The 22,865-nt window shown below is 34.2% G+C and carries 19 protein-coding genes and 1 pseudogene; all 20 read left to right on the forward strand.

Annotated elements, in window-relative coordinates:
• Positions 1 to 82 precede the first annotated feature (82 nt).
• Positions 83 to 1,280, forward strand: a pseudogene (locus TTHE_RS03765) (IS701 family transposase).
• A 120-nt stretch (positions 1,281 to 1,400) separates the two neighbouring features.
• Positions 1,401 to 2,723, forward strand: a complete 1,323-nt coding sequence (locus tag TTHE_RS03770) for an ABC transporter substrate-binding protein (RefSeq protein ID WP_013297283.1) — start codon at positions 1,401 to 1,403, stop codon at positions 2,721 to 2,723.
• Positions 2,724 to 2,807: 84 nt separating this feature from the next.
• Positions 2,808 to 3,686: a carbohydrate ABC transporter permease gene (locus TTHE_RS03775; RefSeq protein ID WP_049774945.1), complete on the forward strand. Its 879-nt coding sequence runs from the start codon at positions 2,808 to 2,810 to the stop codon at positions 3,684 to 3,686.
• Positions 3,686 to 4,510, forward strand: a complete 825-nt coding sequence (locus TTHE_RS03780; protein WP_013297285.1) for a carbohydrate ABC transporter permease — start codon at positions 3,686 to 3,688, stop codon at positions 4,508 to 4,510. The genes TTHE_RS03775 and TTHE_RS03780 overlap by 1 nt, the downstream gene beginning before the upstream one ends.
• A 281-nt stretch (positions 4,511 to 4,791) precedes the next feature.
• Positions 4,792 to 6,033 carry a sugar ABC transporter substrate-binding protein gene (locus tag TTHE_RS03785; protein ID WP_013297286.1) on the forward strand — a complete coding sequence of 414 codons (1,242 nt, stop codon included), beginning with the start codon at positions 4,792 to 4,794 and terminating at the stop codon, positions 6,031 to 6,033.
• A gap of 49 nt (positions 6,034 to 6,082) precedes the next feature.
• Positions 6,083 to 7,003: a carbohydrate ABC transporter permease gene (locus tag TTHE_RS03790; RefSeq protein WP_013297287.1), complete on the forward strand. Its 921-nt coding sequence runs from the start codon at positions 6,083 to 6,085 to the stop codon at positions 7,001 to 7,003.
• Between the two features lie 69 nt (positions 7,004 to 7,072).
• The gene (locus tag TTHE_RS03795; protein ID WP_041587532.1) at positions 7,073 to 7,900 is read left to right on the forward strand and encodes a sugar ABC transporter permease; all 828 of its coding nucleotides are present in this window, start codon (positions 7,073 to 7,075) and stop codon (positions 7,898 to 7,900) included.
• Positions 7,901 to 8,047: 147 nt separating this feature from the next.
• The gene (locus TTHE_RS03800) at positions 8,048 to 9,031 is read left to right on the forward strand and encodes an acyl-CoA dehydratase activase-related protein (RefSeq protein WP_013297289.1); all 984 of its coding nucleotides are present in this window, start codon (positions 8,048 to 8,050) and stop codon (positions 9,029 to 9,031) included.
• Positions 9,028 to 10,104, forward strand: a complete 1,077-nt coding sequence (locus tag TTHE_RS03805) for a hypothetical protein (protein ID WP_013297290.1) — start codon at positions 9,028 to 9,030, stop codon at positions 10,102 to 10,104. Before TTHE_RS03800 ends, TTHE_RS03805 begins: the two co-directional genes overlap by 4 nt.
• 124 nt (positions 10,105 to 10,228) lie before the next feature.
• On the forward strand, positions 10,229 to 11,044 hold the full coding sequence (locus TTHE_RS03810) for a helix-turn-helix domain-containing protein (protein WP_013297291.1): 816 nt from the start codon (positions 10,229 to 10,231) through the stop codon (positions 11,042 to 11,044).
• A 15-nt stretch (positions 11,045 to 11,059) separates the two neighbouring features.
• Positions 11,060 to 12,784 (forward strand): glycoside hydrolase family 13 protein, encoded by a 1,725-nt coding sequence (locus tag TTHE_RS03815; RefSeq protein WP_013297292.1) that lies wholly within the window; start codon positions 11,060 to 11,062, stop codon positions 12,782 to 12,784.
• Between the two features lie 93 nt (positions 12,785 to 12,877).
• Positions 12,878 to 13,114, forward strand: a complete 237-nt coding sequence (locus tag TTHE_RS03820) for a hypothetical protein (protein ID WP_013297293.1) — start codon at positions 12,878 to 12,880, stop codon at positions 13,112 to 13,114.
• Positions 13,115 to 13,200: 86 nt separating this feature from the next.
• Positions 13,201 to 14,166, forward strand: coding sequence for a DNA-binding protein WhiA (gene whiA, locus TTHE_RS03825; protein WP_013297294.1), 966 nt, complete (start codon positions 13,201 to 13,203; stop codon positions 14,164 to 14,166).
• The gene (locus TTHE_RS03830) at positions 14,159 to 14,425 is read left to right on the forward strand and encodes an HPr family phosphocarrier protein (RefSeq protein WP_013297295.1); all 267 of its coding nucleotides are present in this window, start codon (positions 14,159 to 14,161) and stop codon (positions 14,423 to 14,425) included. Before whiA ends, TTHE_RS03830 begins: the two co-directional genes overlap by 8 nt.
• A 34-nt stretch (positions 14,426 to 14,459) precedes the next feature.
• Entirely contained in the window at positions 14,460 to 15,785 is a 1,326-nt protein-coding gene (locus TTHE_RS03835; RefSeq protein WP_013297296.1) for a DRTGG domain-containing protein, read from the forward strand.
• 10 nt (positions 15,786 to 15,795) lie between these two features.
• Entirely contained in the window at positions 15,796 to 19,230 is a 3,435-nt protein-coding gene (locus tag TTHE_RS03840) for a DNA polymerase III subunit alpha (protein ID WP_013297297.1), read from the forward strand.
• A 73-nt stretch (positions 19,231 to 19,303) separates the two neighbouring features.
• Positions 19,304 to 19,501 carry a hypothetical protein gene (locus TTHE_RS03845; RefSeq protein WP_013297298.1) on the forward strand — a complete coding sequence of 66 codons (198 nt, stop codon included), beginning with the start codon at positions 19,304 to 19,306 and terminating at the stop codon, positions 19,499 to 19,501.
• Between the two features lie 70 nt (positions 19,502 to 19,571).
• Positions 19,572 to 20,537 carry a 6-phosphofructokinase gene (pfkA, locus tag TTHE_RS03850; protein ID WP_013297299.1) on the forward strand — a complete coding sequence of 322 codons (966 nt, stop codon included), beginning with the start codon at positions 19,572 to 19,574 and terminating at the stop codon, positions 20,535 to 20,537.
• Between the two features lie 11 nt (positions 20,538 to 20,548).
• Entirely contained in the window at positions 20,549 to 22,300 is a 1,752-nt protein-coding gene (gene pyk / locus TTHE_RS03855) for a pyruvate kinase (RefSeq protein ID WP_013297300.1), read from the forward strand.
• Positions 22,301 to 22,344: 44 nt separating this feature from the next.
• Positions 22,345 to 22,767 (forward strand): acyl-CoA thioesterase, encoded by a 423-nt coding sequence (locus TTHE_RS03860; protein WP_013297301.1) that lies wholly within the window; start codon positions 22,345 to 22,347, stop codon positions 22,765 to 22,767.
• The last annotated feature ends 98 nt before the right edge of the window (positions 22,768 to 22,865 follow it).

The following is a 22,865-nucleotide window of genomic DNA, read 5'->3' on the forward strand; positions in this document are numbered from 1 at the left end:
TAAAAAATAGAGACAAATGCTCGCTTCTATGGTATTAATATATTGTTACCCTATAACAATATTAATCATAGGAGTGGAGCAAATGTCTCATAATAAAAGAATAACAGAAAATTCATCAATAATCCAGTACTTAATGAAATTAAATTTTGCATTATATTTCTCTAAGCCTGTTATTCGCCATATTGTAGAATTTATAATTGCTGCCACTCAAAAGGGTTATAGTGGTACTGTCACTGACATAGTTAATTTAAGCTTTGCTAATTGCCATAGAACTACCTTTGGCAAATTTTTAAGCCAAGGTGTTTGGAATATAGAGTATGCATGGAAAGCTATAAGGCGAGAAGTTATTCGTATTATATTTGAATTATCCCAAATTAGCAACAAGCCGATATTTGTGATTTTTGATGATACTATTGCTGAGAAGACAAAGCCTTCGTTACAGGCTAAACATACTATCCAGGCAACAGGATTCCATCAATCACATTTAAAAGGGAAACAAGTTTGGGGACACCAACTTCTTACCATGATGCTATCCTGCGGCAAAGTAGTATTGCCTTGCTGCATTGAGCGCTATGAAAAAGGTGGCAAAAGCAAAATCGAAAGAATATGTGAAATGGTATCTATGCTTCCAATACCTAAAGGACCAGCATATGGACTATGTGATTCATGGTACATAAACAAAAAAGTAATAGAAGCACATTTTGAAAGAGGATACCATCTTCATAGGAGCACTAAAAACTAACAGAATTATCTATCCACAAGGCATTAGAATTCAGATAAAAGACTTTGCCCAATATATCGAAAAGAACGAAGTTCACCTCGTTACAGTGAACGGTTCTAATTACTGGGTATATCGCTATGAAGGAGCCTTAAATGGCATAGATAATGCTGTAGTAGTATTGTGCTGGCCTGAGAAAGCTTTTAAAAATGAGAATGCTCTACATGCATTTATTTGTACTAATACTGAATTAGATACCGAGACAATTCTAAATTACTACAGTCAAAGATGGCCTATAGAAATATTCTTTAGACAGACAAAGAATAATCTTGGACTAAATACGTATCAAGTACGCTCAACAAAATCAATAGATAGATTATTATGGCTTATATCATTGACATACATGTATTGTACGACTTCAGACGACAAATATTGCAAATTTGGACAAGGAATAAAAAAGGTTCGCAAAGAAGTACAAAAGCAGCGTGTTCAATGGCTATATGAGCAAGCTAATAATAAAGTACCTATTGATGAAATTTTAGAACAACTACAGTTAGCATAGGTGTAGTGTATCTATTTGATGGTAATATTTGTTATCATTTTTTCTCATCTATAGTTTAAAATAAAAAATGGTATAAGCCAATAATTAAATATTGGCTTACCATAAATAGGAGGTTTTATTATGAGTCGTTCTGGCAAAGGAATAGCTTTGCTCTTAGTACTTCTAATGGCTTTTTCAGTATTGATTTCTGGGTGCGGAAGTAAGTCAACAGATCAGAATAATACAAGTCAAAGTAAGACAGAGACAACAAACAAATCTGTCACGTTAGATATTTTCCAATTTAAAGTTGAAATAAAAGATGCTCTTCAAAACGCGATAAATACTTATATGAAAGAAAATCCAAACGTTAAAATCAATTTAGAAACAGTCGGCGGTGGACAAGATTATGGCGCAGCACTTAAAGCAAAATTTAATTCTGGCTCAGAGCCTGCAATATTTAATGTAGGCGGTCCACAAGATGTTGCAACTTGGAAACCGAAGTTAGCAGATTTATCCGATACAAAAGCTGCAAAAGAGGCAATTAATGGTACTCTTACTGGTGTTACACAGGATGGAAAGATTTACGGTTTGCCATTTGACCTTGAAGGTTATGGGTTAATTTATAATAAACAAATATTTAATAAAGCGGGAATAGATCCATCTAGCATAAAGACATTTGATGCACTAGTAAATGCTGTAAAGACGCTTGATTCAAAGAAAAAAGAATTAGGAATAGAGGCAGTTTTTGCATTCCCAGCAAAAGAGACCTGGGTAACAGGCTTACACTTGTCAAATGCATTTTTGTCACCTGAATTTGATGGAGACGTCATGAAGGCATTTAATGCGAAAACGGTAGAATTCAAATATGCAGATGCAATGAAGCAAATGATAGATTTGCAAAATAAATATTCAGTACAGCCTACAGCAAGCCTTGATTACAGCACACAGGTTGAAAAACTTTTTGGCACTGGCAAAGTAGCAATGATTCAGCAAGGCAACTGGGTATACCCGACGTTAGAATCACTTGATAAGAACTTTGCAGAAAACGATATAGGAATGCTGCCGTATCCAGTTCCAGGATATAAAGAGGACAGCTATCCGGAAGGTGTTCCAATGTATTGGGCAGTAAACAGCAATAAACCAGCTGAAGTTCAAAAAGCTGCTAAAGATTTCTTAGATTGGCTGTATACTTCTGATGAAGGTAAGAAAATAGTTACACAGCAGTTCAAATTTGTTCCGGCTTACAATGGGTATAGCGCTGATAGCATATCAGATCCATTAGGAATGCAGTTATTTGTGGCTGCTAGTCAAGGAAAGACATATGGATGGGTATTTATGGGCTATCCTAATAATTGGGGACAAAACGTACTTGGCGCAGATATACAACTATACGTAAATGGTTCTCTTGATTGGAATAAATTAATTGATCATGCTAAACAAGCTTGGGCTGATGCACGAAAATAATTATTAGAGACGGTTTCAAATAAATATTAGTGGGAGAATAATATTTTGTTCTCCCACTTTATAAATAAGAAAGAAGGTATGGAAATGGTTAAGAAAGCTAAATTTTTAAAAAGTGGAATTTGGTACTGGCTATTTATAGCACCTACTCTTTTATCACTGATTATTGTCGTATTAATACCATTTATTATTGGAATATACTATTCTTTTACGGATTGGAATGGAATAAATCAGCCATTATTTATAGGATTGAAAAATTTCATGCTATTAAAAGATGATACTGAGTTTTGGAACTCCATATTGTTTACGGCAAAATTTGCAATTGCGTGTATAATAATAATCAATGTTGCAGGATTAAGCCTTGCAATGCTTGTTACGAGAAAAATATTTGCTAGAAATTTTATGCGTACCGCATTTTATCTACCTAACCTGATAGGTGGTCTCATACTAGGATTTATTTGGAACTTTATTTTTGTAGATGTATTTCAAACAATATCGGATGCTACACATATTGGATGGCTTAGCGGATGGTTGTCAACTACTAATACCGGTTTTTGGGGGCTGGTAATCGTAACATCTTGGCAGATGATAGGTTATGTCATGGTCATCTATATAGCGTATATAGAAAGCATTCCAACAGATTTAGTTGAGGCATCAAAAATAGATGGAGCAAATTCATGGCAACAATTTAAGAATGTTATATTTCCATTGATATCCCCAGCTTTTACGATAAGTTTGTTTATTACACTATCAAATTCATTTAAACTTTTTGACCAAAACCTTTCACTTACAGCGGGCGCACCGGGAAATACGACGCAGATGATTACGCTTAATATATACCAGACTGCTTTTTCAGCTCAGGAGATGGCTGTAGGGCAAGCAAAGGCAGTAGTAATGTTTGTAATTATTGCTATTATCTCAATTATTCAAGTATATTTCACTCAAAGAAGAGAGGTTGAGATGTGATGAAAAAAGTTAATGTTCAAAAATACTTATTAACGATAGTGGGTATTGTGCTGTCGCTGATTTGGATATCTCCATTTTATATAATACTTGTAAACTCATTTAAGACAAAAAAAGAGCTTTTTATAAATACATTGTCTCTGCCGAACAGTCTTATGCTGGATAACTATAAGACAGCAGCTTCAAATTTAAATCTAAGTGAAGCATTTTCTAATACTTTGTTGATTACAATTTTTAGCATTTTAATAATAGCTATATTTTCTTCAATGACAGCATATGCACTTCAAAGGGTGAAAAGGAAAAGCAGCGTTTTTATATACATGGTATTTACTGTTGCCATGCTTATTCCATTTCAATCAGTTATGATACCTCTTGTAGCTGAATTTGGAAGGTTTCATTTATTGACGAGATCTGGTCTTGTATTTATGTATCTAGGATTTGGATCTAGTTTAGGCGTATTTTTATATTACGGTGCTTTAAAAGGAATACCGACATCGATAGATGAAGCAGCGCTTATTGACGGGTGCAGCAGATTTAGGATTTATTGGAATATCATTTTACCGCTATTGAGTCCAACGACTATTACCCTGGCTGTATTAGATATAATGTGGATATGGAATGACTACCTGCTACCGTCACTAGTAATAAATAAGGTAGGATCAAGAACGCTTCCACTTATGATATTTTACTTTTTCAGCCAATATACGAAACAATGGAATCTTGGTATGGCAGGGCTTACAATAGCAATCTTGCCGGTTTTAATATTCTACTTCTTGGCGCAGAGGAAATTAGTTACGGCAATAATTGCAGGTGCTGTGAAGCAATGATAGAAAATATAACAAGATATTAAGTTACGATGGCTTTATCAGGTGGTGATGTGTTTATTTTGTATAAAAATATTATTTAAGGAACTATTGACAATTGTTGAGATAAGTTATAAAATAAAATTAAAGGAGCGCAAGCGATTGCAGGTAAGCGCTCAAATATTTACTCAACAAAGGAAAGCGGTTGCTGTAATAATATAGAAATGGAGGCGTGTAGATAAGAACAATTATCAACGTTATTCTATTTTAGAATATGTCAATATTTTATTCGAGGAGGCACTTTTATGAAGAGGTTTACGAAGATTTTTGCATTTCTTACTATTTTGGTATTAGTTATGTCAACATTACTAACGGGATGTGGCAGCAGCAATTCAAACAGCAGTTCTAATTCATCATCTAATAGTACAAAAAAGGAATCAGTTTCATTAACTGTATGGTCACATTTGACAGATTCTGAGGTTGCTAAAGTTCAAGAGATAGCTGGCAAATGGGCTAAAGAAACAGGAAACACAGTTAAAGTATTAGCAGATCAAAGCGATTTCCAGGCATTTTCTACAGCTGCACAGAGCGGCAAAGGGCCGGATATAATGTTTGGTATAGCTAATGATAATCTAGGGACTTTCCAAAAGGCAGGATTGCTTGCAGAAGTGCCAAATGGTATAGTAAATAAATCAGACTATGTTCCAATGAGTATTGATGCAGTTTCATTTGATGGAAAATTGTATGCAATTCCACTTGCAATGGAAACATATGCTTTGTTTTACAATACAGATAAGGTACAAACACCACCAGCTACAATGCAAGACTTAATTGATCTTGGCAAAAAAGTTGGATTCCAATATGATGTCAATAATTTCTATTATAGCTATGCTTTTATTGCAGCGAATGGTGGATATGTCTTTAAACAAAATGGCGGAAAACTTGATCCAAATGATATTGGATTAAATAACGATGGCGCTAAAAAAGGTTTGTCTATGATAAGAGATTTTGTAATCACAGATAAATTTATGCCGGCAGATATTAAAGGTGATATGGCTAAAGGGAATTTCCAAAGTGGGAAAATAGGATTATATATAGGCGGGCCATGGGATGTCGATGGTTTTAAAAAAGCAAATGTCAATTTTAAAGTTGCTCCGATGCCGACGCTGGATGGCAAGGCAATTCCTACTTTTGCAGGTGTCCAAACTGCATTTGTAAGTGCTAGCTCAAAGCATCAAGATGAGGCATGGGATCTATTGAAGTATTTGGCAGAAAATACAGCGTTACCATTATTTGAGACAGGTAACAGAATTCCTGTATTAAATAGTGCATTAGAAAATGACGAAGTTAAAAATAACGAGATAATGAATGCATTTGCAACACAGGCCAAAAATGCACAACCAATGCCTAATATACCAGAAATGCAGGCTGTATGGACACCTGCTGGTAATGCACTGCAGCTTGTAACATCCGGAAAAGCAACACCTGATAAAGCAGCAAATGATATGGTTAAGCAGATAAAGCAGGGTATTGCTACTCAACAGTGAAATAAGGGGCTATTGGCCCCTTTACACTTATAATAGAGGAGGATGATCTATGAAAACAGGAACAAAGATACGTGATAAATTGACACCGTATGCATTTTTGTCGCCTGCAATATTATCTATGACAATATTGAGTTTTTTACCTATTGCGTACACTATATATATTGCTTTTACTAACTTTAGTTTAAATCATTTTAGACAATACCAGTTTGTTGGTATAAAAAATTTTATAGATATCATTAATGGACCATTAAAGACAGTATTTTTACCTGTATTGGCATGGACAATTGTATTTGCACTTATTGCAACATTAGCAAATTATATTATTGGGCTTTTTTTGGCTGTTTTATTAAATAATAAGAACATGTGGGAAACTAATATATACAGAGCTATACTTATAATACCTTGGGCATTGCCGTCTACAATTGCAATACTTGCATGGCAGGGGCTTTTAAATCAGCAGTACGGTGGAATAAATACGTTATTGAGCTATTTTCACATTGCGAAGATTCCATGGCTGACTGATCCATTTTGGGCTAAAGTCGGTATTTTAATAGCAAGTGCATGGATGGGCTATCCATTTATGATGAATGCTTCTTTGGGCGGACTTCAGGCAATACCGCCAGAACTTTATGAAGTAGCAGACCTTGATGGTGCTACTTGGTTTCAAAAATTAAGACTTATTACAATACCAATGCTTATGTCGTCTGCGCTACCGCTTATTATATCATCTTTTGCATTTAATTTTAATAACTTTGGTTCGGTATTCTTGATAACAGGCGGCGGACCACCAAGGACGGATACTGCATTTGCAGGTACAACCGATCTTCTGGTAAGCTCTGCGTATAAGATGACGATGCAATTTAATAGATATGATCTTGCATCGGCCTTATCCATAATTATATTCTTGATAGTGGGCACATTAAGTTTTATCAACATGAAGATGACGCATGCATTTGAGGAGGTGGACTAAATGGATATTTCATCAAGTGCCAAAATACCAAAGAGAAGTGCTAAGCATAAACATAGAGCAGATCATAAAATGCGGCCTAATGAAAGAGTCACTTTATGGGTTAGCAGAATAATAATATGGGCATTTATAATTGTTATTCTGTTTCCGGTTGCATGGGTTGTAGGTGCTTCACTTGGCACTGGAGATGCATTTTTTACAGGAACTATATTCCCAAGACGAATAAGTTTTCAGAATTATATAGACTTATTTCAGAAAACGCAACTTTTGACGTGGATAAAAAATAGTTTAATTCTGTGTTTTGGTGTTGCAATTATACAGTCAATATTGACCTCTACTTCATCATATGCTTTTAGTAGGATGAAATTTGTTGGAAGAAAAAATGGATTAATGACACTTTTAATATTACAGATGTTTCCTACTTTTATGTCGTTACCAGCAATTTATGGTATATTGGCAAAATTAGATTTACTTGATAATCTTTATGTATTTATGTTAGTATTAGCAGGTGGAAGTGCATTTAATATCTGGCTTTTGAAAGGATATATCGATGGACTGCCAAAAGAGCTTGATGAAGCAGCATTGGTAGATGGAGCCTCATATTGGCAGATATTTGTAAGGATTATATTGCCTCTTACTGCTCCAATGCTTGTGGTTATATTTTTATTTAGCTTTATTGGCACATACAGCGAATTTATATTATCAAGTGCAGTCTTAAAATCTCCTGAAAGCTATACAGTTGCTCTTGGACTGCAGCGCTTTATAAATAACCAGTTTTCAGCTCACTGGACATTGTTTGCAGCAGCATCTGTTGTTGCATCACTGCCACTTGTCATAATATTTATGGCACTGCAGAGGTATTTGCAGCAAGGACTTGCAGCTGGAGCAGTTAAAGGTTAATGATGATTTTTAGGATCATAAAATGTTACACATGGAACAAAATGTAAGCACTGGAATATATTCTAGTGCTTTTTTGTATATAATTGCCTCGCAACGGTAAAAATAATATTATGTGTGAATAAATAAAATAAAAATTGGAGGTTAGCGATGGGAAAAATAGTAGGTATTCCAAAAGCGCTTTTATACTATAATTTTTATCCTATGTGGAAGACTTTTTTTGAGGAACTAGGAGCAGAAGTTATTACATCATGTAACACATGTAAAAAAATAGTAGATGATGGAGTTAAAAGCTGTGTTGACGAAACATGTTTACCTGTTAAAATATTTGTTGGACATGTGATCGATTTGAAAGAAAAAGGCGTTGATTATATATTTATACCGAGAGTTGTAAGCATCGAAAAACGCAGATATCTATGTTCAAAATTTTTAGGGCTTCCTGATTTAGTAAAAAATTTGGTTACAAATTTACCTGAAATAATTGATATGAAAATCGATTATTATCGTGGTGATGATACCATGAAAAGGGAAATTTTAAGGGTAGGAAAGAAATTTGTTAATGATTCGAAAAAGATTTATGATGCATATCTTAAATCAATAGAAATGCAAAAAAAGTTTGAAAGCGTCATGAGAAGAGGATTGTCAAATACAGAAGCGATAAAAGCTATTGAAGAAAACAGTGTAGATGTAAAATTAAATGGAAATTTAAAAATAGCGTTGCTGGCACATTCGTATGATATTATGGATGATTACATCTGCATGGGTATAATAGATAGATTAAGAAATATGGGGGCAAATGTTTTTACGACATGTATGTTAGACAGAGATAAAATTGAATTAGGTGCAAGTAAACTACAAAAAGATTTATTCTGGACGTATGGAAGAGATATTTTAGGTGCAGGTAAATATTTTATTGAAAATAGAGATATCGATGGAGTAATATCAGTTTCTGCATTCGGATGTGGACCTGATTCACTAACGGATGACCTTCTTGAAAGGGATTATAAAAGAGATGGAAAAATTCCTTACATGTCTCTTACTATTGATGAGCATACAGGCGAAGCTGGCATAACTACAAGGCTTGAGGCATTTATTGATTTATTAAGATGGCGAAAAGGAGAGATTACAATATGAAGATAACATATCCTCATATGGGATCATTGAATATGATTTTAAAGACGATGTTTGAAGGAATTAATATAGAAGTTGTGGAACCACCGCCTGTAACAAATAAAACACTATCAATTGGCGTTAAATATTCGCCAGAATTTGCCTGCCTTCCTTATAAAATAAATCTTGGAAATTTCATTGAGGCCCTTGAGAAAGGTGCTGATACTATAATAATGTTGGGTGGTGTTGGCCCTTGTAGGTTCGGCTACTATGGGCAAGTTCAAAAAGAGACATTGATTGATCTGGGATATGATTTTAAAATGATAATACTCGATCCACCTCATGGAAGATTGATTGATTTTTTGAAGGAACTTTCAGGATATTTCCCCGGAGTTTATTGGAAGGATGCTTTGAAAGCCTTTATTTTCGCAGTACAAAAAATGATTGCTGCTGACAATTTAGAAAAACATCTTTTGATTTTAAGAGCCCATGAAGATAAAATAGGAGTTACGACTAAAATTTATGAAAAATATGTTGAAGGACTTAAATATGCCAAAAATAAAAAGGAATTAGATTATATATACAGAGAAGGTGTAGAAAAGATAAAACAAAATGCAAATGTAAAAAGAGACATCCAATTAAAAATTGCTTTAGTAGGTGAAATCTACCTCATGCTAGAGCCTTTTTCAAACATGGATATATGCAAATCATTAAATGAACTTGGCATAGAAGTTACTAAGACAGATTATCTCTCTGATTATTTGATTAACAGTGCTTTTAAATTACCTCAAAAATTAGAATTTAAAAGATATGTTCATGGATATTTGGAAAGGGACATAGGTGGACATGGCTTAAATACAGTAGCAAATACTGTAAAGTATGCTGAAAAAAATTATGACGGAATAATACAAATTTTTCCATTTACTTGCACCCCTGAGATCGTGGCAGAAAGTATAATCGCTAAAATCAGCAATGATAAAAATATTCCTGTCATGTCTTTAAGTTATGATGAAAAAACAGGAGAAGCAGGATATCAGACAAGACTAGAAGCATTTAAGGACTTGTTAGAAAGGCAAAAAATCAATGCATTAAAGTAAAATATAAAAAAATTCTTAAATTTTTTTTCTGGATATCGAAAAAATTATAAATTATTGGTATACTTATATTTGTATATAAAAAGATAAATTAGTTAATGGAAGATCGACGATGAGGTGATTTTTTATGAATGAACTTGGCGATATACTTAAAAATGCAAGGTTAAAAAAAGGTATGACACTTGACGATCTTCAAGAGATTACTAAAATTCGTACAAAATATTTGAAAGCGATAGAAGATGGTGATTTTGGGGTTATGCCTGCTTTAGTTTATGCAAAGGGTTTTGTAAAAAGTTATGCTGAAGCGGTTGGCATTGATCCGTATGAGCTGCTTAATAAGTACAGCTATCTTTTTGAAGATGAGAAAGATAAAGAAGAAGAGAGACAATATGTAAAGCCGGATATCGAAGAGAAAAAGGCTTTTGATATATTCGAATCTTTAAGAAAGCTAGTTAAGCCTTTTATTGGAGTTATAGTAGTATGTCTTTTCGCATTTGGCATTTATTATATGGTTAATCAAATCAATAGAGGCTTAGCTCCGCTTCCAGATACGACACAAAGCAGTAAAGATACAACGTCAAAAGCACCAGATAATAAAAATAATACAACGTCTAATGATGTATACAACAATAATGTAAAAACGACGACGTTTAGCGTGATAAATAGCACAAAAAGTGAAGTGGACTATAAAGTTGTACCTGCAGGAGATTCGTACAAAGTTGACCTATCAATACCGGGGCAAAAGTGCTGGGTTAGTGTAAAAGTAGATGGAGCGAGTACTTATCAATACTTAATGACGTCAGGTATGACTAAAACTTTTGATGTGAAAAACAATATAGAAATCTTGATGGGAAATCCTCCGGATGCTAAAATAACAGTAGACGGACAAGAAATACCACACATCGATATTCCAGCGCCTGTCACCGTCAAATTAGAAAAATGAGAAAGGGGTATTTTAATGTTAAGACAAGCAGTGTTTCACAAAAGCGATATTCCATTTGCTTATCCTCTAAACAGAGATGAATTACATATAGTGCTAAAAGCAGCGTCTCATGATATTAAAAGAGCGTACGTTTTTTACAGAGACAGATATGAATGGAAAAGCAAATTTAAGGTTAAGCAGATGTATCTTTCACATAGTGATGAGTTATTCGATTATTTTGAAACCACATTGAAATTAAAAAAGAAATTTGCTTATTATTTTTATTTAGTTTCACGTGATGGTGAAAAATTATACTACACAGAGAGTGGATTTTTTGACGTGAAGCTGCCTGCTAACTACTATGGTTATTTTCAGTTTCCATATATATGCGAAAAAGACATCTTTTTTTCACCCTCATGGACAAACGATTGCATTATATATCAAATTTTTCCTGAAAGATTTTTCAATGGCGATAAGTCAAATGATCCGGATAATGTAGCAATATGGGGTGAAAAACCAGGCGTAGATACATTTTTTGGAGGCGATTTACAAGGCATAATTGATAAAATTGATTATTTAAAAGATCTTGGAATTAATGCTATATATTTAACACCTATATTTTTGTCACCAACAAATCATAAATACAATACGACGGACTATTACACAATAGATCCACATTTTGGAGATCTTGAGACTGCAAAAACATTAGTAAAAAAATGTCACGAAAATGGTATAAAGGTAATTTTTGATGCAGTTTTTAATCACTGCGGATATGAATTTTTTGCATTTCAGGATGTAGTTAAAAACGGTCGTAATTCTAAATATTGGGATTGGTTCAATATATATGATTATCCTATAAAGACAGGTGACGAATGCAACTATGAAGTTTTTAGTGATCATGAATGGAGAATGCCAAAATTAATGACAAAAAATCCAGAAGTAAAGAAATATCTATTGGATGTAGCTAAATACTGGTTGCAAGAAGTTGATATAGATGGATGGAGATTAGATGTAGCAAATGAAATAGACCATAGCTTTTGGAGGGATTTCAGAGAAACAGTAAAAAGTGTGAAACCTGATGCAATTATAATTGGCGAGGTTATGCATGATGCATCCCCTTGGCTTAGAGGTGATCAATTTGATGGTGTAATGAATTATCCCTTTAAAAATGCTTTGACAGAATTTTTTGCAAAAAGAAGTATCAGTGCTTCAAAATTCAATACAATTTTGACAGAAAATCTGATGAGGCATATGAAAAAAGTTAATGAATGTATGCTAAACTTAATAGATAGTCATGATACTGAGCGGTTTCTGACGATGGCTGATGAAAATATATCTAGAATGAAGTTGGCGGTTGTATTTCAATTTACATATCCTGGTATACCATATATATATTATGGAGATGAAGTTGGTATGATAGGTGGAGTCGATCCGGATTGCAGAAGGTGTATGATATGGGATGAAAATAATCAAAACAAAGATATTTATAATTTTTACAAAAAATTAATATCTATAAGAAAAAATAGCGAAGAGCTGAGATATGGTGATATAAAGACTTTGTATGCGAAAGACTCGGTTATTGCATTTGAAAGGAGATATGGCCATAAAATTACAACGATCGTTATAAATAACAGCGATAGGAGTTTAAAAGTTCCGAGCCAATACTTTAAAAATAAAGAAGAGATTCTTGACATGAGCTCTTATCAATTAGATGATAAATATGCGATATTGGAGCCTAATAGCGCATATATATTAAAGTAACCATAATTCGGCTTCCTGAATAATATACAGTATATATATTTAAAAATATGGATATATGCCATATTTGTTCCATATTGTAATTGGGGTGAGAGTATGGAGGCAAATGCAAGATACGGAAGAGATTATCAGTATTACAAAGAATACGAAAAGCTGTATGGAAGCCTTGATATTTTCAGATTCTTGACTGCAAAAAAATTAAATGAACTAGGCGAATACGAGGAATGGAAAGATTATAAAGAATTTAAAGAGTGGCTTTCATCAAAAGAAAAATTTGATTGGAAGACTTCCAAGGATTATCTAGACTGGGAAATTAGGAAATTAAATTCATAAATTATTTTTGAACTCCTATAAAATTTATAGGAGTTTTTTTAAAATTATGTAGTATAATAGATTTAGGACTATGTGAGGTGAATTATATGTCCTTTTCATCTATCACAAAAAATGAGCTATCAAGGATATATCCTGAGGAAAGGTGCTGTAAGTTAGCTGAACTTGCTGCTTTGATAAGAACCATAGGCGTAATATCTATATATGGACATCAAAGAATTAGTCTTAGCCTTGTCACTGAAAATGCTTCTGTTGCAAGATTGGTATTTAAATTTTTAAAAGATATATTTAATGTTGTAGCAGAGGTGATGGTGAGAAGAAACAGTCAATTAAAAAAATCTTTAAGTTATCTTATTTTGGTGTCTGATAAGACGGCTGCGGAAAATATCTTAAAAGAAGTCGGACTTATAAAGCATGACAGCGAAGGCATTAAGCTTAATTACGGCATTGAGAAAAGCTTGATAAGCAAAAAGTGTTGCAAGAAAGCTTATGTTAGAGGTGCTTTTCTTGGAGGTGGTTCAATAAGTGATCCAGAAAAGGCATATCATATGGAATTTATAACCCACAATATGGATCATGCCAAAGATTTAAGTAAATTAATAAATAATTATCATTTGCATTCAAAAATTATTGCAAGAAAAAATAATTATGTAGTATACTTAAAAGAGGGAGAACAAATAGTAGATGTGCTAAATATAATGGGTGCGCATAGTTCCTTATTGAAATTAGAAAATATACGCGTATATAAAGATATTAGGAATAATGTAAACAGGCTTGTTAATTGCGAAACCGCAAATCTTACAAAGACAATTAATGCATCATTGAGGCAGATTGAGAATATAAATTATATTAAAGATAGCGTTGGATTGAATTATCTCCCTGACAATTTAAAAGAGATTGCAATAAAAAGGCTCAAATATCCGGATATAAGTTTAAAAGAATTGGGACAAATGCTAGATCCTCCTGTTGGAAAATCAGGAGTAAATCATAGATTAAGAAAAATTGAAGAAATAGTATCAAAATTAAAAGAGAGGAGAGTCAATAACTATGACTGAAAAGACAGTAGAAATTAAAAATAAGACAGGTCTTCATGCAAGACCGGCAGCTTTATTTGTACAAGCAGCTAGCAAATTTTCTTCACAGATTTGGGTGGAAAAAGAAAATAAAAAGGTGAATGCTAAGAGCATCATGGGTATTATGTCATTAGGTGTTGCACAAGGGAATACAGTAAAACTTATAGCTGATGGTAGCGATGAGCAGGAAGCTATAAAGGCTCTTGTGGACTTAATTGATTCAAAATTTGGAGAAGAATAATCTAAAAAAAGGTTTCTTAGGAAACCTTTTTTGTATGAAGGATGATTTTTTTATGACTAAAAATGAAAGAGTACTGGAATATCTTAAAAGCCTGCCAGAAGGTACAAAAATATCAGTCAGAAGTCTAGCTCAGGCTTTAAAGATTAGTGAGGGTACAGCATATAAAGCCATAAAAGATGCAGAAAGTATGTATATTGTAACTACTATTCCCAGAGCTGGAACAATAAGGACGAAGCCAAAAAATAAACAGATTGATAGGCTTACGTATGAAGAGGTAAAGAATGTGGTTGATGGAGTTGTGCTGGGAGGCGAAAATGGGCTTGATATTGAGCTTCATAAGTTTTTGATAGGTGCCATGACAATCGAAGAAATGGTTAAATATATTCAGCCTGGTGATTTAACAATTCTTGGAAACAGAGATAATGCACAGATAGCTGCATTAAAAGCGGGTGCAGCTGTTTTGATAACTGGCGGATTTGATGCTAAAGATGAAGTAAAAAATCTGGCAAATCAACTTTCACTACCTCTGATTTCAACTACCTATGATACTTTCACGGTTGCCACATTGATAAATAAGGCAATTAATGAAAGAATGACAAAGAAGAGAATACTTCTGGTAAATAATATCATGTCTACAAATCCCATTTATATGACGACGAAGCAGACTGTTAAGGATTGGAAAATGTTATTAAACAAGACAAGCCATACAAGGTATCCGGTTGTTGACGATAGCGGAGCTTTGGTGGGTATAGTCACATCAAGAGAGGTAGCCAAAGCTGATGAAGGTGATAAAATTGGAGACATAATGTCCAAAAACCCCATATATGTAACAGAGACGACAACTGTAGCTTTTGCTGCACATTTAATGATATGGTGGAATATAGAAGTTTTACCTGTTACAAATAATAAAGAGCTTGTAGGCATTATAAGCCGAGAAGATGTTATAAAGGCATTGCAATACATGGCAAAGCAGCCTCAGATTGAAGAAACTATAAATGATACATTGTTAAAGGATTTTCGAGCCGAGAAAATTCAAGACGGTATGAAGTTTTTTGGCACGATACCGCAGAAGATGGTAAATCAATTGGGAACTGTCAGCAGCAGTGCGCTTATGATGCTTATGTGTGAATGTGGTGTATCATCAGTGACAAGAAATAAAAGATTTGATGCTGTTGTTGATAATTTTTTAGTTTATTTTATAAGACCTCTTCAAACAGAGAAAAGTATCGAAGTAAATACTACAACAATTGATTACAGCGGTAACTTTTGCAAAGTTGAGATATCTGTCATATACGATGGGACAATGATTGCTAAAGCATTAATGTCATTGAGGCTTTTAAAAAACAAGAAATTATTTTAAGGTGATTGACATGTTTGTACATTTGCATGTTCACAGTGAATATAGCCTTCTTGATGGTTCTTGTAGAATAAAAGAACTAGTTAAAAGAGCAAAAGAATTAGATATGGATTCTATCGCTATTACAGACCATGGAGTTATGTATGGTGCTATAGAATTTTACAAAGAGGCAAAATCTCAAGGGATTAAGCCTATAATTGGATGTGAAATTTACGTTGCTCCAAGGTCATTGTATGACAAAGAGTATGGCATAGATAACTTGAACTACCATTTAATATTGTTGTGTAAAAATATGACTGGATATGAAAATTTAATGAAGATTGTATCGAAGGCATCTATTGATGGATTTTATTACAAACCTAGAGTTGACCATGAGTACCTGAAAAATCATAGTGAAGGATTAATTGCACTAAGCTCTTGCCTGGGTGGGGAAATTCCGTCATATCTTCTCTCAGATGATTATGAAAAAGCTAAAGATACAGCTATTTTATACAATTCTATTTTTGGAAAAGGCAATTTTTATTTAGAGCTTCAGTATCACGGCTTAAGTGAACAAGAAAAAGTAAATTCTGAATTAATAAAGTTATCAAAAGAGCTGGATATACCCATTGTTGCAACAAACGATGTGCACTATCTTGATAGAGATGACCACATGGCACATGAAGTTTTATTATGCATACAGACAGGCAAAAATATGGATGATGCTGATAGAATGTCATTTCCAACTGATGAATTTTACTTAAAGTCATCAGATGAAATGTATGAGATGTTTTCATATTGCAGAGAAGCTCTGGAAAATACTGAAAAGATAGCGGAAATGTGCAATTTGGAATTTGAATTTAATAAGACTAAACTGCCTAAGTACGACGTTCCAAACGGCATGACATCGGCGGAATACCTACGGAAGCTTTGCATTGAAGGGGTTAATAAAAGATATGCGAATCCAAGCAAAGAGGTAATTGAAAGGCTTAATTACGAATTATCTGTCATAGAAAAGATGGGATATGTTGACTATTTTCTTATCGTGTGGGATTTTATAAAATTTGCCCGCGATAATGGTATTATGACGGGGCCTGGCAGAGGTTCTGCTGCTGGAAGCCTTGTGGCATACTGCCTTGGGATAACAAAGATAGATCCCATAAAATACAACTTGCTTTTTGAAAGATTTTTAAATCCAGAGAGAGTCAGCATGCCTGATATAGATTCTGATTTTTGTTATGAGAGAAGACAGGAAGTAATTGATTATGTTGTAAAAAAGTATGGCGAAGATAAAGTGGCACAGATAATCACATTTGGTACAATGGCTGCCAGAGCAGCAATCAGAGATGTAGGGCGAGCATTAAATTTTCCATACGCTGAAGTTGATGCCATTGCAAAAATGATACCTTTCGAACCGGGAATGACTATAGATAAGGCAATCGGATTAAATCCAGAGCTAAAAGAAAAGTATGAAAATGATGAAAAGATAAGGCAGTTAATAGAAATATCCAGATCTCTTGAGGGACTTCCAAGACATGCTTCAACCCATGCAGCAGGTGTCGTCATATCTAGTGAACCACTTGTAAAATATGTACCTTTGCAAAAGAATGAAGGATCTATTGTTACACAGTTTACAATGACGACTCTGGAAGAATTGGGTCTATTAAAGATGGATTTTTTGGGTTTAAGAACTCTAACAGTTATTAGAGATACATTAAACATCATAAAAGAAACTCGAAGTATAGATGTAGATATTGATAATATAGACTTTGAAGATAAAGAAGTCTACGCGTTAATAAGCAAAGGCGATACGGAAGGTGTTTTCCAACTTGAATCGTCTGGAATGAAGCAATTTATGACAGAGTTGAAGCCAGAAAAACTTGAAGACATAATAGCAGGGATATCTCTATACAGACCTGGTCCTATGGATCAAATACCTAGATATATTGAGAATAAAAATCATCCTGAAAACATAAAATACGAGCATCCTCTACTAAAGCCAATACTTGACGTTACTTACGGCTGTATGGTATATCAAGAACAGGTTATGCAAATTGTAAGGGATCTTGCAGGGTACTCACTAGGAAGGTCTGATTTAGTCCGCCGTGCCATGGCAAAGAAAAAAATGAAGGTTATGGAGGAAGAGAGAAAAAACTTTATATATGGAATAAAGGATGAAAGCGGAAACTATGTAGTGCCTGGGGCCATAAATAAAGGTGTCGATGAGGCGACTGCTAATAGGCTTTTTGATGAGATGATTGATTTTGCCAATTACGCATTTAATAAATCACATGCAGCTGCTTATGCTGTTGTAGCATTTCAAACAGCCTATTTGAAGAGGTATTATCCAGTGGAATTTATGGCTGCTTTATTAAATAGCTTTGTTGATAATACAGATAAAGTAGCTTTCTATGTTCAAGTTTTAAAGAAGATGGGCATACAAGTATTGCCGCCAGACATAAATGAAAGCTATTCCCATTTCAGCGTTGTAAACGGAAAAATAAGGTTTGGGCTTGCAGCTGTGAAAAATGTTGGATTAAATGCAACATTAGAGATTGTAGAGGACAGAAAAAAGAATGGCAGATACATATCAATTGTAGATTTTTTTGAAAGAATAGATGATATGCAGTTAAATAAAAAGGCTGTTGAAAGCCTAATTAAAGCAGGTGCATTTGATTCATTTGGTGTATATAGATCACAATTGCTTGCTGTTTATGAAGATATTATGGACAGCATACATAAAAACAGAGAGAGAAATATAAAGGGACAAATGTCATTATTCGGGAGCGAAATCGAAAGAAATGAAGTTAACTATTCACTTCCTGATATTAAAGAATTTTCTCAAGACATGATACTTTCAATGGAAAAAGAAACGATGGGACTATACATAAGCGGACATCCCCTTGATGAATTTCAAGAAGACATTCAAAGAGTAGCAAATTGTACGACCCGGGATTTGAAAAACGGCGATGACACATTTGTAAAAAAATCGATTTTTGATAATCAAGATGTGGTTTTAGCTGGAATAATCGAAAGCAAAAAAATAAAATTTACAAAAAACAATAATATGATGGCATTTGTAAACCTGGAAGATTTGTATGGGACGATAGATGTTATCGTATTTCCTACAATATATGAAAGGTATTCAAAATTTTTGAGGGAAGACTTACCTGTGATAATAAAAGGCAAGGTCAGTTTAAAAGAAGAAGAAGAGCCGAAAATTTTATGTGACGAAATTGAGCCACTTACCCACAAAGTTAGAGAAAAACTGTGGCTTAATGTAAAAGAACAAAAAGATATTGAAAAGATTAAGGGAGTTTTATCAAGGTATAGAGGAAATATTCCCGTATTTATAAAATACACGAATAAAAGCCTTGCTGCCAAAAAAGATTTGTGGGTAAATGGAACGAATGAGCTTTTAGATGAGCTTGTCAGTATACTTGGAAAAGAAAATGTTAAAATTGTATAATACATAAATATATATTGATATTATACAAAAAATAAATTAAAATAGTAGTTAGAATAATCAAGGAGGCCTTTTTATGTGGACTGTTATATACATGGCGCACAGCATGGAGATTGCTGAAAAGGTCAAAGATATACTGACAAAGGAAGGCTTTTTAGTAAAATTAAAACCTCTAAAAAAAAATGTAGATAATAGTGAAGGATATTGCGAGGTTATGGTTCCCAATTCAGAAGCACAAGACGCACAAAATACTATTATTGAATATGGTCTTTAATTGCCCCTTACAAGGGGAACTTTTAATAAAATGGGACGCAATAGGACCCGGTTGGTAAGGAGGATATATTATGAAAACTATAGGAGTATTAACAAGTGGTGGAGATGCGCCAGGCATGAATGCCGCAATAAGGGCAGTTGTAAGATGCGGTATATACAATGGACTCACAGTTAAAGGCATCATGAGAGGATATCAAGGACTTATTGACGATGAAATAGAAGACATGACATTGTCATCTGTAGGTGATATTATACAGAGGGGTGGCACAATACTTCGAACAGCCAGAAGTGCTGAGTTTAAAACAAAAGAAGGTAGAGCTAAAGCTGCAGAAGTTCTAAAAAAACATGGAATTGAAGGACTTGTAATCATTGGTGGCGATGGTTCTTTCAGAGGGGCACAATTGTTAAGCAATGAGCATGGAGTCAATACTATTGGAATACCAGGTACTATTGACAACGACATACCATGTACTGACTATACAATTGGTTTTGACACAGCGTGTAACACTGCGATAGATGCTATAAATAAGATTAGAGATACAGCTACATCACATGAAAGAGCCAATATCATTGAGGTAATGGGGAGAAATGCTGGATACATAGCACTTTATGCAGGACTTGCTGGTGGGGCAGAAATCATTATAATACCTGAAGTAAAATTTGATATCGACGAGGTCTGCGACAAAATATCGTATGGTATTAAGAGAGGTAAATTGCATCACATAATTGTATTGGCAGAAGGAGTAATGAGCGGATTAGAGTTATCAAAGATGATTCAAGAAAGGCTTCCTAAGCTGGATTTGAGACATACTACACTAGGACATATACAAAGAGGCGGTGCACCATCGGTTATGGATAGAATTATTGCAAGTCAAATGGGTTCCAGAGCTGTTGAGCTTCTATTGGAGAATAAATCACAGAGGATAATCAGCATAAGAAACAATCAAATAGTTGATGATGATATTGACACTGCATTAGCTATGAGAAAAGAGTTCAACTTTAAGTTATATGAACTTAGCAAAATATTATCAATCTAGGGAGTGAAGATATGCGTAGAACTAAGATAATATGCACAATAGGTCCTGCAAGTGAAAAATATGAAATACTGAGAGAACTAATTGAAAGTGGCCTAAATATTTGCAGATTAAATTTTTCTCATGGCGATCATGAAGAACATGGAAGCAGAATAGACAATATAAAAAAGATTAGAGAAGAGCTTCAGCTGCCGATTGCTATTATGCTTGATACAAAGGGACCGGAAATAAGAACTGGGAAATTTAAAAATGGAGTTGCTGAGCTAAAAGAGGGACAGACGTTTACGATAACCTCTAGGGATATTGAAGGCGATGATACTATTTGTTCGGTGACATATAAAGGACTTCCTCAAGATGTTGAAAGAGGTTCTCGCATATTGATCGATGATGGGTTGGTATCTTTAAAAGTCAATGATGTAAAAGGCGAAGACATAATATGTACAGTTGAGAATTCTGGAACGATTGGAGATCATAAAGGTGTAAATGTACCTGGAACCAAGTTGAACTTACCTGCTATCACGCAAAAAGACGTAGACGACATAGAGTTTGGAATAAAAAAGGGCATTGATATGATAGCCGCCTCTTTCGTGAGAAAAGCAGCAGATGTAATTGCTATAAGAAGGCTATTAGAAGATAACGATGCAGGTCACATACTCATCATCTCTAAGATAGAAAATCGTGAGGGTGTAGAAAATATAGACGAGATTATAAAAGTTTCAGATGGCATAATGGTTGCCCGTGGAGATTTAGGTGTAGAAATACCAATAGAAGAAATACCAATAGTTCAAAAAAGAATAATTGAGAAGTGCAATAAAGCAGGTAAGCCAGTTGTCACAGCCACTCAAATGCTTGATTCTATGATAAGAAATCCAAGACCTACAAGAGCAGAAGTTACAGATGTAGCAAATGCTATATTGGATGGTACGGACGCTATAATGTTATCTGGCGAAACGGCTCAAGGGAAATACCCTGTAGAAGCTTTTAAGACGATGTCAAAGATAGCTGAAAAAATAGAGACGTATATAAATTACAAAGAAAATTTGGACAAGAATGTGGACTACAATATTTCTATGACAAATGCTATAAGCCATGCAACATGTACAACTGCAAGAGATATAGGTGCAACTGCTATTATTACATCTACAATATCAGGTTACACAGCAAGAATGGTATCTAAATACAGACCGTCAGCTCCTATAATAGCGGTGACACCAAACAAAGATGTGGCGAGAAGGCTTAGCATTGTATGGGGTGTACATCCTTTGATATCACAAGAAGTTAACTCTACAGATGAAATGATAGAAGTTTCGGTAAATACCGCTCTTAACGAAGGTCTAATTCGGAATGGTGACATTGTTGTAATCTCTGCAGGAATACCAGTTGCTACGACAGGTACAACAAATATGTTAAAGGTTCATATAGTCGGCGATGTGATAGTAAAAGGAACGGGTATAGGTACAAAATCAATAAGTGGTGTTGTCTCTATCATTCGCGATCCATATAAAGATAAGGATAAATTTAGAGAAGGAGATATTATCGTTGCACAAAAAACAGAAAGAGATTATATGCCTATAATAGAGAAGGCGTCGGCGATAATAACTGAAGAAGGAGGCCTTACATCACATGCAGCAATTGTAGGGCTCAATTATGGGATACCTGTAATTGTAGGATGTGAAGGAGTTACTGCAAAACTGAAAGACGGCATGACTGTTACGCTTGATGCAGCGAGAGGCTTAGTGTATAAGGGAATAGTAAATATAAAATAGACAGGAAGACATCTTCTTGTCTTACTTTTTTGAGGTGAAAATTTATGTATACATATGATGCTAAGATTCGGGTCCGCTATGGTGAAACAGATAAGATGGGCATAGTGTATTATGCCAATTATCTAAATTGGTTTGAAATAGGTAGAACAGAATTTTTCCGTTCTTTAGGTATGACATATAAGGAACTTGAAGATAATAAAATTATGCTACCTGTAATAGAAACAAACTGCAAGTATATTTGGTCTGCAGAGTACGATGATGTCATTATTATCAGGACTAGGATCGATTTTTTAAAAGGCACCAGAATAAGGTTTGCCTATGATATCATAAGAGAAAATAACAATAGGCTTTTGGCACAAGGAATGACGGAGCATCCATTTACTACACTAGATAAAAAGCCTGTAAATATTAAAAAAGTTTTACCTCATGTATATGAAATGCTTAATAAATGTTATGGCGATCGCTAAGAAATTGCTTAAAAGATATGTTGCAAACATAGCAAGAGGCGGCAGTATAAGATTTTTCTTCAGAAGATGAATATAATTGAATAAGTTGGTTATAATGG

The sequence above is a fragment of the Thermoanaerobacterium thermosaccharolyticum DSM 571 genome (assembly GCF_000145615.1).
In the GTDB taxonomy this organism is placed as follows: domain Bacteria; phylum Bacillota; class Thermoanaerobacteria; order Thermoanaerobacterales; family Thermoanaerobacteraceae; genus Thermoanaerobacterium; species Thermoanaerobacterium thermosaccharolyticum.

What these genes read in the sequence shown, in the direction of transcription:
- TTHE_RS03770 (WP_013297283.1), top strand. Translation starts at nt 1,401, where the DNA reads ATGAGTCGTTCTGGCAAAGGAATAGCTTTGCTCTTAGTACTTCTAATG.
- TTHE_RS03775 (WP_049774945.1), top strand. Translation starts at nt 2,808, where the DNA reads ATGGTTAAGAAAGCTAAATTTTTAAAAAGTGGAATTTGGTACTGGCTA.
- TTHE_RS03780 (WP_013297285.1), top strand. Translation starts at nt 3,686, where the DNA reads ATGAAAAAAGTTAATGTTCAAAAATACTTATTAACGATAGTGGGTATT.
- TTHE_RS03785 (WP_013297286.1), top strand. Translation starts at nt 4,792, where the DNA reads ATGAAGAGGTTTACGAAGATTTTTGCATTTCTTACTATTTTGGTATTA.
- TTHE_RS03790 (WP_013297287.1), top strand. Translation starts at nt 6,083, where the DNA reads ATGAAAACAGGAACAAAGATACGTGATAAATTGACACCGTATGCATTT.
- TTHE_RS03795 (WP_041587532.1), top strand. Translation starts at nt 7,073, where the DNA reads ATGCGGCCTAATGAAAGAGTCACTTTATGGGTTAGCAGAATAATAATA.
- TTHE_RS03800 (WP_013297289.1), top strand. Translation starts at nt 8,048, where the DNA reads ATGGGAAAAATAGTAGGTATTCCAAAAGCGCTTTTATACTATAATTTT.
- TTHE_RS03805 (WP_013297290.1), top strand. Translation starts at nt 9,028, where the DNA reads ATGAAGATAACATATCCTCATATGGGATCATTGAATATGATTTTAAAG.
- TTHE_RS03810 (WP_013297291.1), top strand. Translation starts at nt 10,229, where the DNA reads ATGAATGAACTTGGCGATATACTTAAAAATGCAAGGTTAAAAAAAGGT.
- TTHE_RS03815 (WP_013297292.1), top strand. Translation starts at nt 11,060, where the DNA reads ATGTTAAGACAAGCAGTGTTTCACAAAAGCGATATTCCATTTGCTTAT.
- TTHE_RS03820 (WP_013297293.1), top strand. Translation starts at nt 12,878, where the DNA reads ATGGAGGCAAATGCAAGATACGGAAGAGATTATCAGTATTACAAAGAA.
- whiA (WP_013297294.1), top strand. Translation starts at nt 13,201, where the DNA reads ATGTCCTTTTCATCTATCACAAAAAATGAGCTATCAAGGATATATCCT.
- TTHE_RS03830 (WP_013297295.1), top strand. Translation starts at nt 14,159, where the DNA reads ATGACTGAAAAGACAGTAGAAATTAAAAATAAGACAGGTCTTCATGCA.
- TTHE_RS03835 (WP_013297296.1), top strand. Translation starts at nt 14,460, where the DNA reads ATGAAGGATGATTTTTTTATGACTAAAAATGAAAGAGTACTGGAATAT.
- TTHE_RS03840 (WP_013297297.1), top strand. Translation starts at nt 15,796, where the DNA reads ATGTTTGTACATTTGCATGTTCACAGTGAATATAGCCTTCTTGATGGT.
- TTHE_RS03845 (WP_013297298.1), top strand. Translation starts at nt 19,304, where the DNA reads ATGTGGACTGTTATATACATGGCGCACAGCATGGAGATTGCTGAAAAG.
- pfkA (WP_013297299.1), top strand. Translation starts at nt 19,572, where the DNA reads ATGAAAACTATAGGAGTATTAACAAGTGGTGGAGATGCGCCAGGCATG.
- pyk (WP_013297300.1), top strand. Translation starts at nt 20,549, where the DNA reads ATGCGTAGAACTAAGATAATATGCACAATAGGTCCTGCAAGTGAAAAA.
- TTHE_RS03860 (WP_013297301.1), top strand. Translation starts at nt 22,345, where the DNA reads ATGTATACATATGATGCTAAGATTCGGGTCCGCTATGGTGAAACAGAT.